The organism is Bartonella capreoli (genome assembly GCF_902813205.1).
GTDB classification, from domain to species: domain Bacteria; phylum Pseudomonadota; class Alphaproteobacteria; order Rhizobiales; family Rhizobiaceae; genus Bartonella; species Bartonella schoenbuchensis.
On the sequence record NZ_CADDZX010000002.1, the window covers coordinates 23,167 to 38,685 of the forward strand.

Genomic DNA, 15,519 nt, shown 5'->3' on the forward strand with positions numbered 1-15,519 from the left:
CAAAATGAAATTATTTTTTAATTTTAAAAAATAAAATACATATTTATTAAGCCTGAAAATAAAAAATATTTTTAGATTGCATAAACTAACTTTTAGAGTAAATCTATTCTTAATATACGTAGGAAAATCTTTAACTATATACCTCCTTATCCGACAAAGCGGCATCTCAATTTCATAGATGAAGGGATCTGAAAGGAATATTAATGTCTGAGAATAAAGCATATATTATCGTAAATGATAAAAAAATAGAATTGCCAGTGCATAAAGGAACCATTGGGCCTGATGTAATTGAAATTACTTCTCTTTATAAAGAAACTGATAGTTTTACTTATGATCCTGGGTTTACCTCAACCGCTTCTTGTGAATCAAAAATTACTTATATTGATGGAGATAAAGGAGTATTACTTTACCATGGTTACTCTATCGACCAATTAGCTGAAAACGGAGACTTCCTCGAAGTATGTTATCTTTTGCTTTACGGTGAATTGCCAACTCAACAAGAAAAAGCTGATTTTGATCGCCGGATTATGCACCATACAATGGTGCACGAACAATTTTCACGTTTTTTCCATGGATTCCGTCGTGATTCTCATCCTATGGCAGTTATGGTTGCTTGTCTTGGAGCCATGTCTGCATTTTATCATGACTCCATTGACATTACAGATGCAAAACAACGAATGATCGCTTCTATTCGTCTTATTGCAAAAGTCCCGACTCTTGCTGCTATGGCTTATAAATACAGCATTGGACAGCCTTTTGTTTATCCACGTAACGATCTTGGTTATGCTGCAAATTTCCTTCACATGTGCTTTTCTGTTCCTTGTGAAGAGTACAAAGTTAATCCAGTTCTTGCACGAGCTATGGACCGAATCTTTACTCTGCATGCAGATCATGAACAAAACGCATCCACATCAACCGTACGTCTGGCAGGTTCATCAGGAGCAAATCCGTTTGCGTGTATTGCAGCAGGTGTTGCGTGCCTTTGGGGGCCAGCCCATGGTGGTGCTAATGAAGCATGCTTAAAAATGCTGCAAGAAATAGGCTCTATTGAAAAAATTCCTGAATTTATCGCACGTGCAAAAGATAAAAATGATCCTTTCCGTCTTATGGGCTTTGGCCACAGAGTTTATAAAAATTATGATCCACGTGCAAAACTTATGCAAAAAACCTGCCATGAAGTTTTAAAAGAACTCAATATTAAAGATGATCCACTTCTTGACATTGCTATGGAACTTGAAAAAATTGCTCTGAGTGATGAATACTTTATTGAAAAAAAGCTCTATCCTAATGTTGATTTCTATTCTGGAATTACATTAAAAGCTCTAGGCTTTCCTACCGAAATGTTTACTGTTCTTTTTGCATTGGCACGTAGTGTCGGCTGGGTTGCACAATGGAAAGAAATGATCGAAGATCCAGCACAAAAAATTGGACGTCCGCGTCAACTTTATACAGGTCGTGCTGCACGTAAATATGTTTATCTAAATGAGAGATAAACTTAAAAATAAAAAACTAACCAATAAAGTCTCAATTCACTGAGGCTTTATTTTTGAATATTAAAGATTTTATAATTGCTCAAACAGCATTAAGACCGAAATAGCTAGCAAACTTTAATTAAAAATCTTTTTGCAAAAGTATAATAGCATTGTTGAAATCATATTGGCTCTACGTCATAAAATAACAGATTTTAACTACTGTAGATCAACAATTTATACCACAGTAGATTTATTATAATATGTATTTTAACACACTGATATTTAACAGAGAAAATAAAAACTCTCATGATAAATATTTTATACTCGTAACAAAGCAAATACCAACAAATTTTTGCATTGCTCTCAATAGAGTTTACAGATTATAAAAATGTAATGATTTAATATCTAGCTATGCATTCTCAACAGGAGAACATAATGAAATTATTAGCAATAATTCTTATGATTAGTGTAACGCTATTTACCCAATTGGTGAATGCTAAAACACTAAAAATTGCAACTGAAGGTTCTTATCCCCCTTTTAGTTATATTGATTCAAACAATAAACTTCAGGGGTTTGATATTGATATATCTTATGCACTTTGCGAAAAAATGAATGTTGAATGCTCAATCGTTCTTCAAGATTTTGATGGAATCATCCCCGGTCTTCTTGCAAAAAAATATGATGCTATCATTGCATCCCTAGCTCCTACACAAGAGCGATTACAAAAAATTGACTTCACAGATGCTTACTATAGAACAGCATTAGCTGTAATTATTCCTAAAAATTCACAGATTAAAGAAATTTCAGCAGAAGCATTTAAAGGCAAAAATCTTGGTGTACAATCAAATACAACACAATCTATGTATGCAGAAGATAATTATGCCTCTAAAGGAGTGAATATTAAACTCTATCCTACAGCAATAGAAGTAAATCGTGACCTTTTAAGTCATCGCCTTGATATTGTTATTCTTGATAAACTACAAATATTAAACTGGCTTGAAAATGAAGGGAAAGAATGTTGCCGACTTTTGGGAAGCATTGAAGGAACACAACTGCCCATTGCTATTGGCATACGTCAGAACAATGATGACCTTAAAAACAAGTTTAATGAAGCTATAAAGGAAATCCGTATGGATGGAACATATGATAAAATTAGAAAAAAATATTTCGAGGTTGATATTTATTAAAAATGGACATTGAATCCACTATTTATTCTTTCAGAAAATAACTATCCATACCTTTATTAGGAGCACAGAAATGATCGAAAATTTGGCATTGCTATCACTTAGCAATGGGGGCTGGGGTGTGGTTATACTTTCTAGTGCAGGAATAACACTGTCATTAGCTTTATGTAGTGTACTTTTAGGACTTCCTTTAGGTCTCCTAAACGCAATGATGATTCAATCCAATATCAAGATATTTAAAGTTATAGCTACTCTATTTTCATCAATATTCCGTGGATTACCAGAACTTTTAACCTTATTTCTGGTTTACCACGGTTTACAAAATCTGATCCAAGCTATATTTGACTATTTTTATATCGAAACAACATTTAGCATTAACGCTTTTACCGCTGGTGTTCTTGCACTTAGTATGGTTTTTGCAGCTTTTTCTTGTGAAGTTTGGCTTGGAGCATTCAAAATTTTTGATAAAGGTCAATATGAAGCAGCTAAAGCTTTAGGTTTTTCGTGTTTTACTACATTTTTTCGGATTGTTTTTCCTCAGCTTATTCGCAATGCCTTACCAGGGCTTTCCAATACTTGGCTCACTTTGCTTAAAGATACATCTCTTGTTTCAACTATCTCACTGGTCGATCTAATGCGACAAACTAATTTAGCAGTTGCTGCAACCAATAAACCCATGTTTTTTTATTTTGTAGCGTGTTTACTCTATTTATTATTTTCAGCAGTTTCTTCTACAATCCTACGTTATTTAGAAACATACACTCAAACAGCCTATCAAAAGGTCTAATCTGATGTTTCCTGAGTGGCTCCATTTTCTTTTCAACACTGAGTTTCTAAACCATTACGGCCCAAGATTCATTGATGGCCTTATTATTACTCTTGAGCTAACTTTTATTTCTTGCTTTATTGGCTTTTTTCTTGGGATACTTATTACGCTTGCACATCTATCAAGCAATAAGCTCTTACAGTATTTATCACGTGCTTATACCTACTTTTTCCGTGGTTCTCCTTTATTGGCGCAATTATTCCTCTTTTATTATGGCCTTGGATCAATGAGCGACTTTTGGCAAAAAATCGGTTTATGGTGGTTTTTTCAAAGCGCATGGTATTGTTGTCTTTTCATTTTTGCGCTCAATTCAGCTGCATATCAGGCTAAAATCTTTATAGGAAGTTTTCAATCTGTAGCAACTGGACAACATGAAGCATCAAAAGCTTTAGGGCTGAGTAATTCTACAACATTTTTTAGAATTCTCATTCCTCAAGCAATGATTCTAGCATTACGTCCCTTAGGAAATGAGTTTATTTTAATAATTAAATCCAGCGCTATAGCTTCATTAGTAACTATTTATGATCTAATGGGTATTGCTAAACTAATTTATGCACGCACATTTGATTTCCAAGTTTATGTTTGGGTTGCTATTATTTATCTTTTTATCGTTGAGCTTATTCATGGTTTTATCGTTCTTATCGAGCGCCGTCTAACCCGACATTTACGTTAAATGAAACATGGCACAAAATTTTTCACCTAACCTAAGATGCTAAATGAATTGAGTAATTCATCAATAAGAGAACCCAATAAAATGAATCTGGAAAATAAAAAGAATCAACCTGTAAATACCGCTAAAGATCCAATTATTTCTATTCAACATTTAAATAAATGGTATGGAACCTTTCAGGTATTACATGACATCAATCTGCATGTAGAAACTGGTGAACGTATTGTTATTTGTGGCCCTTCTGGATCAGGAAAATCAACCCTAATCCGTTGTATTAATCAATTGGAAAAAGCACAAGAAGGCTCAATTCGCATTCATGATATTGATATTCATACTGCTCCCATACAACAACAAAAAGTTATCCTACGTACAATAGGAATGGTCTTTCAGAACTTTAACTTGTTTCCTCATATGACTGTTATACAAAATTGTATTTTAGCACCTATGACAGTTCAAGGGCTCTCCAAAAAACAGGCAAAGGAACGGGCAATTCGTTACCTTACGCATGTTGGTATTGAAAAACATTGTGACAAATATCCTTTACAACTATCTGGCGGGCAACAGCAACGCGTTGCTATTGCCCGTGCACTTTGTATGGAACCTAAAGTGATGCTTTTCGATGAGCCAACATCAGCGCTTGATCCAGAAAGTGTCGGAGAAGTTTTAGAGGTTATGGCTCAACTAGCAAATACAGGGATAACGATGCTCTGTGTTACTCATGAAATGAATTTTGCCCGTGAAGTTTCAGAAAGAATACTTTTTTTAGAAAACGGGAAAATTATTGAAGATACAGCATCTAATATATTTTTTACTAATCCTAAAAGCCAACGTGCTCGTGAATTTCTTGCTAAAATTAAACATTAATTATTAGCATTATTTTATCTACACTTCTAAATGCCTCGATTTTTTCTTGAGAAAGTTTGTGATCACTTGAGCTGCGAGAACTCCTGATGGCAAATCGGTTTTCATCTTCTCTTCTATCATATCAAAAGCATCTAACTGCGCTTGTCGTAATAAACGATTATACAAAAGTTGCTCTATCTGTCTTGCTAACATACCAGGTCGTAAAAATTCATTAAAATATTCTGGAACAACAGGTTTATCAGCAATAATATTTGGAAGAGCAGCGCTCCATAACGTTATCTTTGGAAAAATGAATAATTTAGACAAATAATCAAGTTTATAACAAAGTACCATTGGAATTCTTGCTAAAGCTAATTCAAGGGACACCGTCCCAAGTGCTGCAAGTGCAACATTAGCGTCTGTAAAAGCACGCCATTTCGCATCTTCACCAGCAACAATCTCAACTTTGCTTTTCCAAGTTTGCGCTAAAAAACGAACTTCATCCATCAAACGTGGTAAAGTCAATACAACAATCCTTAAATTAGGGATACGTTGTTTAATAATTTCCACTGTTCTTCCAAAAATAGGCATTAAATGACGAATTTCCGAACTGCGTGACCCCGGCAAAACAATCATTGTAGGTAGTGATGCCTGTTCAAAAGGCAAAGGTTTTTTTTCTGATTGAACAGTCAAGAGCGGTGGGTAAGTTAAAAGGCGATGCCCAACATAGGTAGTAGGTGGCCCTTCTAAATCCCTCATAATATTTTTTTCAAAAGGAAAAACGGCTAAAATATGATCAACAAATTTGCGTATAGCTTTTGCACGTTCCGGTCGCCATGCCCAAACAGTTGGTGCAACATATTTAATAATAGGAATAGAAGGCGCTAAAATGCGCACCTTTTTTGCAACACGATGGGTAAAATCAGGGCTATCAATAATAATTAAACAATCAGGTTTTTCTCGTGCAATAAATTTGGATAAATTATGAATATGTGCCAATAATAATGGCAATTTTTTTAATACCGCCCCCAAACCTATTAAAGCAAGATCATCAGAATTAAAAACGCTTTTTAAACCTAGTGCTTTTAAATGCCTGCCCCCAACACCAATTAAATGAATATCACGCCCTGTCTTATAAGATAAAGAAGCAATCAAATCTGCTCCGAGTAAATCACCAGATTCTTCGCCTGCAATAATAGCAATTTTAAAAGAACGATCATTCATCATCAAACTTTTCAAATGTTTCTATAAACAACGAATGCTTGTTAGCTTCCTCTATTGTTTCTCTTAAAGACAATATCAAACTTCTATTTGCCTCTACTGCAATGCCAGCTAATCCACTTTTTGCAACATTAATTACCGTTGTAGGCCCAATTGATGGCAAATCAACCCGATGATCTTGTTGTGGTTTTGCTGATTTGACAAGAACACCACCTTTCAACGGAATTTGCTTTCTTTCCCGCATTTCATGGACCCGCCGCAACATACTATCGGTTCCTTCTGCACCCTCTAATGCAACAACTCGGCCATTAATAGCTACGGCTGCTTGCCCAACATCTAATTGACCTAAAAATCTTGTTGCCTTAGCCGCTAATTGAATATCCACATTTTCCTTTTGAGTAGCGCGCCGCGATGTTAAATTAAATTCTATCGGAGCTAATAGATCTGGTAGCACTTCATGAGCACCAATAACTTGAAAGCCATGCGCTTCAATAACTCGTATACAGGCTTTCAATAATGAATCATCCCCACTCCCTAATGCCTTAAACAACTTAGGCAAAGCCAATAAAGTTGTCCAATCAGGTCGTAATTGTAAAAGAGTCGGCCGCTTTTTTACACCACCTGCCAAGATAACATTGCAAATCATAGCTTTTTTTAAGATCTTAAATAACCGCGCTAACTCTCCAATCGATAGTTCGCAATGTTCATAGTTATATAATGCAGTGTCTGCTTCATCACACAAAAGTACAAGAAAAGGCTTTTGTCCTCTTTCTTCAAGTGCCCGAGCAACAGCAACGGGTAAAATACCATTCCCCGCTATGATGGCAACTCTACCGGAAAGAAAACTGCTGGCACCGGAAAAAGACATTTTCAACCCTTATTTGAGCTCATTGTATCACTTTCAAATCGAGGTGTACAATAAAAGCGTTTTCCTCCTTCTTGAATAAAATTAACTATATCAACTACAGATTGAAATGTAGAATAAGAAGAAAAAACATCATTCACGCGTTCTTTAAGTGGTTTATAATGATCAAAAAGCATATTAACTGCATGACGTAATGTATGAATTTCTTTACGTTTAAAACCAGCACGTTTCATACCGACAATATTTAATCCCGAAAATTTTGCCTGCACGCCAACAGCCATTCCATAGGGAATTAGGTCACCAACCAATGCAGATACACCGCCAACAAATGCATGATGCCCAATACGAACAAACTGATGAACACCAGAACCACCACCGATAATAACATAATCGCCAACTGTAACATGACCACCGATCATCGCATTATTTGCAAATGTTACACAATTTCCCACATGGCAATCATGTGCAACGTGTGCATAAGCAAAAAATTGACAATCATTACCAACAACCGTCGTACCTATACTTGAATCAGACCCCCTATGCATTGTTACACCTTCACGAATTGTGCAATTTCTACCAATAGAAAGCGTTGTATCACCACCTTTATGTTTATTATTTTGTGGATCTCCACCTAAAATTGCATGTGGAAACACTTTACTATTAGCACCCAACGTTGTCTTTCCCATTATTACAACGTGACTCATCAAATTGCATCCATCGCCAATAACAGCTTTGGGACCAATATGACAAAATGGTCCTATTGACACATGCTCACCAAGCTGTGCTCCCTCCTCTACAAAGGCAGTCGGATGAATTTTTGTACCAGACATTTTTAAACCCCTATTTCATTGTTTGCTCTGATTCGACAATCATCGCAGAAACTTCTGCTTCAGAAACGCGAATACCCTCTACTTCTGCAACACATGAAAAACGTCTAACACCGGATCGCTTTTTTAACAGTTGAACATGAAGCTTTAGTTGATCACCAGGTACAACTGGTTTACGAAATTTTGCATTATCAACAGTCATAAGGTAGACTAAACCTGTTTTTTTTTCATCTAATTTTAAAAGTGAAATAGCTCCTGCTGTTTGCGCCATAGCTTCTAAAATTAAAACACCAGGCATAACTGGTTTTTCAGGAAAATGCCCCATAAAATAAGGTTCATTAATTGTCACATTTTTAATACCAATAGCTTTTTGATCGCCATCAATTTCAATGATACGATCAATCAATAAAAACGGATAACGATGCGGTAATATTGACAGTAATTTATCAATATCCACAGTTTCTAGACTTTGGATCTCTCCTGTATTGATCATATCAACGTTTCTCCCTTTTGACTTTACCAATACTACGCAGTGCCGCCACTTCACGAAACCACTGTTTAAATGGTCGTGCTGGAATGCCACCCCATTTTTCACCATCTGGAATATCATTCATGACGCCACTGCCAGCAGCAATTTGAACACATTCACCTATCATGATATGATCTGCAATTCCAACACTTCCACCAAGCCGAGACATATCGCCTATAGATGTACTTCCAGCAATCCCACATTGAGCAGCAATAAGGCAATAACGACCAATTTTTACATTATGAGCAATTTGTACTAGATTATCGATTTTGCTTCCCTCACCAATAATTGTATCTTCAAGTGTTCCGCGATCAATTGTTGTATTTGCACCAATTTCTACATCATCTTGAATGATCACACGACCAAGATGTGGAATTTTTTCAATTCCAGCAACACCATTAACATAGCCAAAACCATCCTGCCCAACACAAACACCAGGATAAAGATAAACCCTATCACCTATTAAAGAGTACTGAATTGTAACTTTAGGAGCAATATAACATTCACGTCCAATACGGCAATTTTCTCCAATAACAGCAGTTGATGAAACAAGTGTACCCGAACCAATTTCAACATTTTTACCAATAACAGCCCCAGCTTCAACACACACATCGTGTTCAAGTTTAGCGCTTGGATGAATATATGCATGTGGTGAAATTTCTTTTTTACCAAGCCAAGGTATTGGCTTAACAGAATCAGGAAATAAAATGCGTCCAATCTGAGCAAAATCACGTTGCGGTGTTGATGTTACCAAAATTGCAATAGATTTAGGAATTTTAAGAGCGATATCATTTGTACAAAAAACAGCAGCTGCAGAACTTCCTAATAAAGCATCAGAAAATTTTTGATTCTCTATAAAAACAAGAGAACCTTCCTCAGCACTTTCAATAGAAGAAAGAGTATTTATAACTGTATTAGAAAACTCTGGATTAAGAAGTTTTGCACCTGTCAGCTCTGCAACATCAGCGACTGTCAACCGCCGAGAGGGCGTAAAAAAAAATGCACCCGCCATTACAAACACTCTTTCCTAGCCTATTTATTTCTTAATGAAATTTCCCCTCCTCCCAGAGAAAATTCAAATTAGAACTTAGTAGAAATACCAAACTCAAATTTCTGCACTTGATCACCTTTCTTCTGAGTTATTGGCCAAGCATAATTAAAACGAAGAGGACCAAACGGGGATTCCCACATCAAACTAACACCCGCAGATGTACGCCATGCACTCCCTGTATCTGTAACCGGCATTTCATTTTCAAGAACAGGTTTATAGTTATGGCCATAGAGCGTTGCAGCATCTGCAAATATAGCACCACGGAAGCCTAAACTCTCAGGTACAACAGGTATAGGAAACTGTAATTCAGCAGTTGCATTCATATACGTTTTACCACCTAAGAAATATGCTTCACCACTATTAGAAACCTGACGAGGACCAATTCCGTTATATTTGAACCCCCTGATCATATCAGTATCGCTTTTAAACATATCAAAGATACGGACACCATCTTTACCTATTGGATGAATATAACCACTACCAACAGAAAGCAGACTGACAAGATCCATCTCATCAGAAAGTGTCTTATACATCATTGCTTTACCAGTTGTTTTTAAGAATTGAGCGTTTCCACCTAGCCCTGCATATTCCTGCATAGCGCGAATGTATAAACCATCATGCGGATTATTCATATCATCAATAGAATTATAGGTTAGACCATAAACAATGGACGAACGCTTCCAAGGGCTATGCTTTGCAGCTTGAACAATCGCACCAGAATATTTTCCATATAATTCTCTTATGACATCATCATTAGTTAAATCATAGCCTTTACCAAAATCATATTCTTCTTGCACATAAGAATAACCTAAATTAGCAGACAATTGCTCAAAAATTGACACACCAAACCGGAGTGACCCTCCTGTTTGTCGTACATCATATGCATTATCAGCACGATAAGTACTACGGAAAATATCAACACCAGCAGACAAACGATAACCCAAGAAATAAGGCTCAACAAATGACAGATTATAATTACGAGACTTCTCTTGTCCAGCCCCCAAACTCAACCGAACATATTGACCACGCCCACCAAGGTTGCGCTCGGTAACAGAAACCTCAAGAGACATACCTGGAGTATTACCCCCTGTTGTATAACCACCCGAGAAAGAAAGATCTCCTGTTGGAACCTCTACGACATCTACAACTAATACAACCTGATCAGATTCATCAGTTGGAACCATCGAAATATTAACCGCTTTGAAAAAACCTAAATTCTCTAGCCGACGTTTTGCCCGTTGTACTAACGTTTGATTATAAGCATCCCCCTCATTTAAATCAATTTCACGACGAATAACATAATCTCGAGTTTTTTCATTACCACGTATTTCAATCCGCTGAACATAAACCCGAGGGCCTTGTTCAATATTATAGACAAGCGAAATTGTACGATTTGCAAAATCACGATTTCCTCGTGGATCAACCTTAGCAAACGCATACCCAGAATCAGCAACCTTATTATTAATAATTGCAACAGATTTCTCAATATACGCCGCGTTATAAATAATACCTGGACGGGTTTTAAGTGCCTCTTTTATAAATTGGGTATTAATCCCCTCAATATCACTTTCAACCTGAACATCGCCAATTTTATAGCGTTCCCCTTCATCAAGAATGAAGTTGATTTTATAACTATTACTCTTTTCATCAAAAACTACTTTAGATGAAACAATCCGAAAATCTGCATAACCACGATTATAATAAAAACGACGCAATGCCTCTTCATCTGCGGCTAAACGCTCCTCATTATAAACATCACCTCTCATCAATAATGAGAATATTCCTGAAGGTCTTGTTGAAATAACATCGCGCAAGCGGCGCGTTGGAAATGTATTATTTCCTTCAAATGTAATATCGGCAATTTTCGTCTTCTGACCTTCAACAACGTTGAAAACTACATTCACACGCCCTTTTCCTAAATCAATAGTCTGAGCTGTGACTGCAACATTCTTTCGACCAACAGTGCTATAAGCCTCACGAATTATCCTTATATCAGCTGAAAGCTTAGCAGAACTAAAAGTTTCATTTGGTTTCAAAGAAATAAAACGTTTAAGATCAGGATCTTTGAGTGTTTTATTACCTTGAAACAATACCTGATTAACTACTTCATATTCTTTCACTGCAACAATCAGCTTATTACCCACTTGATTTATTTTAATGTCATAAAATAAACCTAATGCAAAAAGACGTTTCACTGCAGCATCAATATCGTCACTCGCTAAACTTCTTCCAATTACAATTTGTATGTTATCCCGAATTATCTGAGCATCCACAAATTTATTACCGTGAACCTCAATAGAATGAACGACAGACGCCTGTGCTTTTTCAACCATCGAAATTGACGTAACGGCTACCGTTGGAGCAACTACAACCATAGCTAACACCAACATAGATGCTGCGTTAAGAAGTTTCGAATTCATAGTCATTAGTTTCTTTACCTTAATTTTTTCTTTAAACATGATGTCTCAACAAATATGTATAAATAACTTTTTATTCAACGAGACTCTCATGTTCTATTCACTTATTTTTTTACTGACTATAGCATATAACGCCATAATATTTTGCAGATATAGTAAATCTATGGATATGGTAAACAGCTTTTAATCTCCATTTTTTTCATCATTATCTAATTTATAAAGCATTTTCCATAATTTAATAACCAAACCAACAAAAATAATCATTAAATAGCGCAAAAATCATAAATATAAACACAACAAAGAAACCTATGTAGAAAATGATTTCCTGAATTTTAATTGGTACTCGTCTTCCAGCAATAGCCTCAATGACATAAAATAATAAATGCCCACCATCAAGCGGAGGAATTGGAAAAAGGTTAATCAGACCAATGCCAATTGAAAGAAAAGCTGTAAAATTTAAAAGAGAGATAAATCCTGACTCACTAATCTGCCAAGCAATCTTAACAGTTTTAGAAGGGCCACTTAACTGGCAACGATCTCCTTGCCCCTCCATTAAACGACTAACAAAAAAAACTGTTTGAGTAATGATAAACGCCGCGCGTTTTGACGCCTCTCTTACTGCTCCTAAAAGATTATAGTGAATATGTTTCTTATAAGCTTGATCCAAACGCATAGGATCAACTGGATCAACAGGTGCTCCCACACCGATCATGCCCACCCAAACCCGATTGCCAAATCCATCATCCCTCTCAGTCATTGTTGGTGTAATAACTGTCTTAAACACCTGCCCCATACGTTCTAGTTTAAATTCTATGGGATCTTCATTATGAAAAGTCACATAAGTTATTAAATCTTCAAAACTTTCAACCCGCTGACCATCCATTTCAACAAAACGATCACCTAATACCAAACCTGCTTGAATAGCAGGAGCATTTTCCACCAATGAGCCAACAACAGGTTCAATGGTGACACGTCCATAAGAAAAGAAAAAAAATGTTAAAACAACAATACTAAAAAGGATATTAAATAAGGGACCCGCAAAAACAGTTGCTGCTCTTTTCCAAGCATGAGCACTCGCAAATGAACCACACACTTGGGGAAACGATTGTGATGACAGCATACTTGTCCCATCTTTATCCCCTACAAATTTCACATATCCTCCCAAGAGAATAAGTGCTAAACGCCACTGTGTGCCGTGTTTGTCTGTATAACTGAATATTTGTGGCCCAAACCCAAGCGAAAAAACTGATACCCTAATACCGCACCATCGCCCAATAAGATAATGTCCCATTTCATGTACAAAAATGATAACCATAATAACGAAAACAATACCTAGCCCCCTTAAAAACAAATCACCTACACTAAATATATGATGAAAAAATTCCAAAATACCCTCCCCCAATTTAAATCATATAAAAGAAATTAAAAGGTGTGTTCATACCAGACATAAATGAACCAATGATATATAGAAGAAAAGCAGCACCAACTAAACCATCCATACGATCCATAAATCCGCCATGTCCAGGCAACAAAGAACTAGAGTCTTTAACAGAAAATCGCCTTTTCAGCCATGATTGCCCTAAATCACTTATTTGTGAAACAATTGACAAAACTAAAGCAAGTAACGGCATAAAAAAATTTACTAGGCTTTTATCAAAAGCCCAAAAAGCAACTAATATGCCACCCAAAATTCCGGCAAGTGTACCACTAACAGCTCCTGACCATGTTTTATTAGGCGAAAATCGCGACGCTAATTTGGGACCACGAAATGCACGACCTCCAAAATATGCAACAATATCTGTTCCCCATACGACCACAAATAAAAAAATAACTACCCAAAATCCTAATACTTCATGACCTCGTAAAAAGGATAGAGCCACCACAGGAACAGATGCATACAAAAAACCACAAAAAACCCAACCAATATTCCCAAGAGATCCAATACTTAACAGTGCTGCTAAAACTATTAAAACACCAAAGATCAATAAAGCAGGTGCACTCAAAATTAAAAACAAACCAAAAACCAGATAAAAAATCCTGGCTAATATTTTTTGTAAAGTGCTCCATTTTTCTTTAGTAATATTAACCCATTCATAAAGGATAAAGCCCCCAATTCCCCACACAAATAAAAAAAATAAAACCCCTCCAAACCATGTCAAGCACAAAGCAATAGTGCCAAAAACAAAAGCTGTCAGAATACGAGCAACAAGATTAGACAAAACGATCTCCAAATAATTCAAAAAGGGTATAAAACAAAAATCAACATGAGAAAATTTTCTACCCATGTGATATGTATATATTCATATTTTTTAAAGTTTTACCGACACTGATCACAAATTATTTCAGCATATTAAGTAGTGCCTATCAAACCAATAATCTCAAGCTACAGTCGCCTCAAAAGTTTGTTCATCAAAATCAAACAAAAATACAATTCAGAACATACTGCCTGAAACGAAAAATTAGAAAAACTTTTGCAAATAATTAAATCAAAGCCCAATATCTGTTTCGTATCTAGATCATTTTTCTGCCAAACCATCTGTAATTTACTCAAGAGATCAAAAACATCAGAAACTAATCTGAGCGAAATAACAGAGCGTTTAACTTATTTTATTGTACTCCCCGTTTAAAAGTAATGATAAAATTTAGACATTTAATATTGCGCTATATACTCTGTATTCACAAGCACTGCTAAAATACCTTATGAAAAACTTAATCGATTACCCATAATATAAATACGAACATTCCCTATTATATAAACCAATAAGATCACACTTAATAAAATTTTTTAACAATCTCATTGAGAATTCAGTTAGTAACCAGATGGCCTTATTTAATTTTCAGATAAAAACCAAAAACTATCCACCATTTCAGACCTATCCTTCTTGCAGAGCATACAATACAATAAATAAAGAACGTTATTTTTGATGTTTTGTTATCAAAGTTAATTGTTATACGTGCCTATCAATTCTTTTCCATTCACAACAATGACGATATAATGCAGATATGACATTATTTTTAAACAAAAATAAATTAAACTTGCATAATATCCGCTTCTTTCACACTCAAAATCTTATCGATATCTGTGATGGTTTCATCTGTAAGTTTTTGAACTTTTTCAGATAAATTACGGGATTCATCTTGGCTAATTTCACCTTCCTTTTCTAATTTTTTCAAATTATCCATACCATCACGACGAACATGACGAGTGGCAACACGAGCTTGTTCTGCATATTGATGTGCAATTTTTACGAGTTCCTTACGGCGCTCTTCATTTAATTCAGGTATAGGAATACGCAAATTCATACCATCTGTAATGGGATTGAAACCAAGGCCAGAATCGCGAATAGCGCGCTCCACAGCCCCTACCATCGTTTTATCCCATACAGAAACTGAAAGCATACGCGGCTCTGGAACAGAAATATTGGCAACCTGTTGTATAGGCACAGTAGAACCATAAGCCTCAACTGTTAATGGCTCTAATAAACTGGCCGAAGCTCGCCCAGTTCGCAAACCACTTAATTCGTGTTTAAAAGCTGAAACTGCGCCATCCATGCGACGCTTCAGATCATCCATCATCGATGTAACATTCATATTTCTATCTCCTTTAATTACG

The 15,519-nt window shown here is 35.9% G+C and carries 14 protein-coding genes; 5 read left to right on the forward strand and 9 right to left on the reverse strand.

The annotated features are described in order from the left end of the window. Nucleotides 1-203: 203 nt before the first annotated feature. The 5 genes from gltA (at nucleotide 204) to J7R05_RS02125 (ending at nucleotide 5,017) form a co-directional block, all read left to right on the forward strand. A complete protein-coding gene (gene gltA / locus J7R05_RS02105; protein ID WP_208541010.1) occupies nucleotides 204-1,493 on the forward strand; it encodes a citrate synthase in 1,290 nt (429 codons plus the stop codon). A 414-nt stretch (nucleotides 1,494-1,907) separates the two neighbouring features. Beyond that, nucleotides 1,908-2,660 carry a transporter substrate-binding domain-containing protein gene (locus J7R05_RS02110; protein WP_208541011.1) on the forward strand — a complete coding sequence of 251 codons (753 nt, stop codon included), beginning with the start codon at nucleotides 1,908-1,910 and terminating at the stop codon, nucleotides 2,658-2,660. 70 nt (nucleotides 2,661-2,730) lie between these two features. Further along, the gene (locus J7R05_RS02115; RefSeq protein ID WP_208541012.1) at nucleotides 2,731-3,444 is read left to right on the forward strand and encodes an ABC transporter permease; all 714 of its coding nucleotides are present in this window, start codon (nucleotides 2,731-2,733) and stop codon (nucleotides 3,442-3,444) included. 4 nt (nucleotides 3,445-3,448) lie between these two features. Further along, nucleotides 3,449-4,156, forward strand: coding sequence for an ABC transporter permease (locus tag J7R05_RS02120; protein ID WP_208541013.1), 708 nt, complete (start codon nucleotides 3,449-3,451; stop codon nucleotides 4,154-4,156). An 81-nt stretch (nucleotides 4,157-4,237) separates the two neighbouring features. Continuing rightward, on the forward strand, nucleotides 4,238-5,017 hold the full coding sequence (locus J7R05_RS02125; protein WP_246468200.1) for an amino acid ABC transporter ATP-binding protein: 780 nt from the start codon (nucleotides 4,238-4,240) through the stop codon (nucleotides 5,015-5,017). Between the two features lie 18 nt (nucleotides 5,018-5,035). Here J7R05_RS02125 and lpxB read toward each other — a convergent pair whose 3' ends face one another. The 9 genes from lpxB to frr form a co-directional block, all read right to left on the reverse strand. After that, a complete protein-coding gene (lpxB, locus tag J7R05_RS02130; protein ID WP_208541200.1) occupies nucleotides 5,036-6,220 on the reverse strand; it encodes a lipid-A-disaccharide synthase in 1,185 nt (394 codons plus the stop codon). Beyond that, nucleotides 6,213-7,085 (reverse strand): LpxI family protein, encoded by an 873-nt coding sequence (locus tag J7R05_RS02135; RefSeq protein ID WP_208541014.1) that lies wholly within the window; start codon nucleotides 7,083-7,085, stop codon nucleotides 6,213-6,215. Before J7R05_RS02135 ends, lpxB begins: the two co-directional genes overlap by 8 nt. Before the next feature lie 2 nt (nucleotides 7,086-7,087). Next, the gene (gene lpxA / locus J7R05_RS02140; protein WP_208541015.1) at nucleotides 7,088-7,912 is read right to left on the reverse strand and encodes an acyl-ACP--UDP-N-acetylglucosamine O-acyltransferase; all 825 of its coding nucleotides are present in this window, start codon (nucleotides 7,910-7,912) and stop codon (nucleotides 7,088-7,090) included. A 10-nt stretch (nucleotides 7,913-7,922) separates the two neighbouring features. Continuing rightward, nucleotides 7,923-8,402 carry a 3-hydroxyacyl-ACP dehydratase FabZ gene (gene fabZ / locus J7R05_RS02145; RefSeq protein WP_078689658.1) on the reverse strand — a complete coding sequence of 160 codons (480 nt, stop codon included), beginning with the start codon at nucleotides 8,400-8,402 and terminating at the stop codon, nucleotides 7,923-7,925. Between the two features lies 1 nt (nucleotide 8,403). Continuing rightward, nucleotides 8,404-9,450, reverse strand: coding sequence for a UDP-3-O-(3-hydroxymyristoyl)glucosamine N-acyltransferase (lpxD, locus tag J7R05_RS02150; protein ID WP_208541016.1), 1,047 nt, complete (start codon nucleotides 9,448-9,450; stop codon nucleotides 8,404-8,406). Nucleotides 9,451-9,518: 68 nt separating this feature from the next. After that, entirely contained in the window at nucleotides 9,519-11,915 is a 2,397-nt protein-coding gene (gene bamA, locus J7R05_RS02155) for an outer membrane protein assembly factor BamA (RefSeq protein WP_208541017.1), read from the reverse strand. 226 nt (nucleotides 11,916-12,141) lie between these two features. Next, nucleotides 12,142-13,293, reverse strand: a complete 1,152-nt coding sequence (gene rseP / locus J7R05_RS02160; protein WP_208541018.1) for an RIP metalloprotease RseP — start codon at nucleotides 13,291-13,293, stop codon at nucleotides 12,142-12,144. A 16-nt stretch (nucleotides 13,294-13,309) separates the two neighbouring features. After that, the gene (locus J7R05_RS02165) at nucleotides 13,310-14,125 is read right to left on the reverse strand and encodes a phosphatidate cytidylyltransferase (RefSeq protein ID WP_208541019.1); all 816 of its coding nucleotides are present in this window, start codon (nucleotides 14,123-14,125) and stop codon (nucleotides 13,310-13,312) included. A gap of 811 nt (nucleotides 14,126-14,936) precedes the next feature. Further along, complete coding sequence (gene frr / locus J7R05_RS02170) at nucleotides 14,937-15,497, reverse strand: ribosome recycling factor (protein ID WP_208541020.1); 561 nt, start codon at nucleotides 15,495-15,497, stop codon at nucleotides 14,937-14,939. Nucleotides 15,498-15,519 lie beyond the last annotated feature (22 nt).

Bases quoted from the DNA above. Each gene is read 5' to 3' on its own strand.
- gltA (WP_208541010.1), top strand. From the start codon at position 204: ATGTCTGAGAATAAAGCATATATTATCGTAAATGATAAAAAAATAGAA.
- J7R05_RS02110 (WP_208541011.1), top strand. From the start codon at position 1,908: ATGAAATTATTAGCAATAATTCTTATGATTAGTGTAACGCTATTTACC.
- J7R05_RS02115 (WP_208541012.1), top strand. From the start codon at position 2,731: ATGATCGAAAATTTGGCATTGCTATCACTTAGCAATGGGGGCTGGGGT.
- J7R05_RS02120 (WP_208541013.1), top strand. From the start codon at position 3,449: ATGTTTCCTGAGTGGCTCCATTTTCTTTTCAACACTGAGTTTCTAAAC.
- J7R05_RS02125 (WP_246468200.1), top strand. From the start codon at position 4,238: ATGAATCTGGAAAATAAAAAGAATCAACCTGTAAATACCGCTAAAGAT.
- lpxB (WP_208541200.1), bottom strand. From the start codon at position 6,220: ATGAATGATCGTTCTTTTAAAATTGCTATTATTGCAGGCGAAGAATCT.
- J7R05_RS02135 (WP_208541014.1), bottom strand. From the start codon at position 7,085: ATGTCTTTTTCCGGTGCCAGCAGTTTTCTTTCCGGTAGAGTTGCCATC.
- lpxA (WP_208541015.1), bottom strand. From the start codon at position 7,912: ATGTCTGGTACAAAAATTCATCCGACTGCCTTTGTAGAGGAGGGAGCA.
- fabZ (WP_078689658.1), bottom strand. From the start codon at position 8,402: ATGATCAATACAGGAGAGATCCAAAGTCTAGAAACTGTGGATATTGAT.
- lpxD (WP_208541016.1), bottom strand. From the start codon at position 9,450: ATGGCGGGTGCATTTTTTTTTACGCCCTCTCGGCGGTTGACAGTCGCT.
- bamA (WP_208541017.1), bottom strand. From the start codon at position 11,915: ATGACTATGAATTCGAAACTTCTTAACGCAGCATCTATGTTGGTGTTA.
- frr (WP_208541020.1), bottom strand. From the start codon at position 15,497: ATGAATGTTACATCGATGATGGATGATCTGAAGCGTCGCATGGATGGC.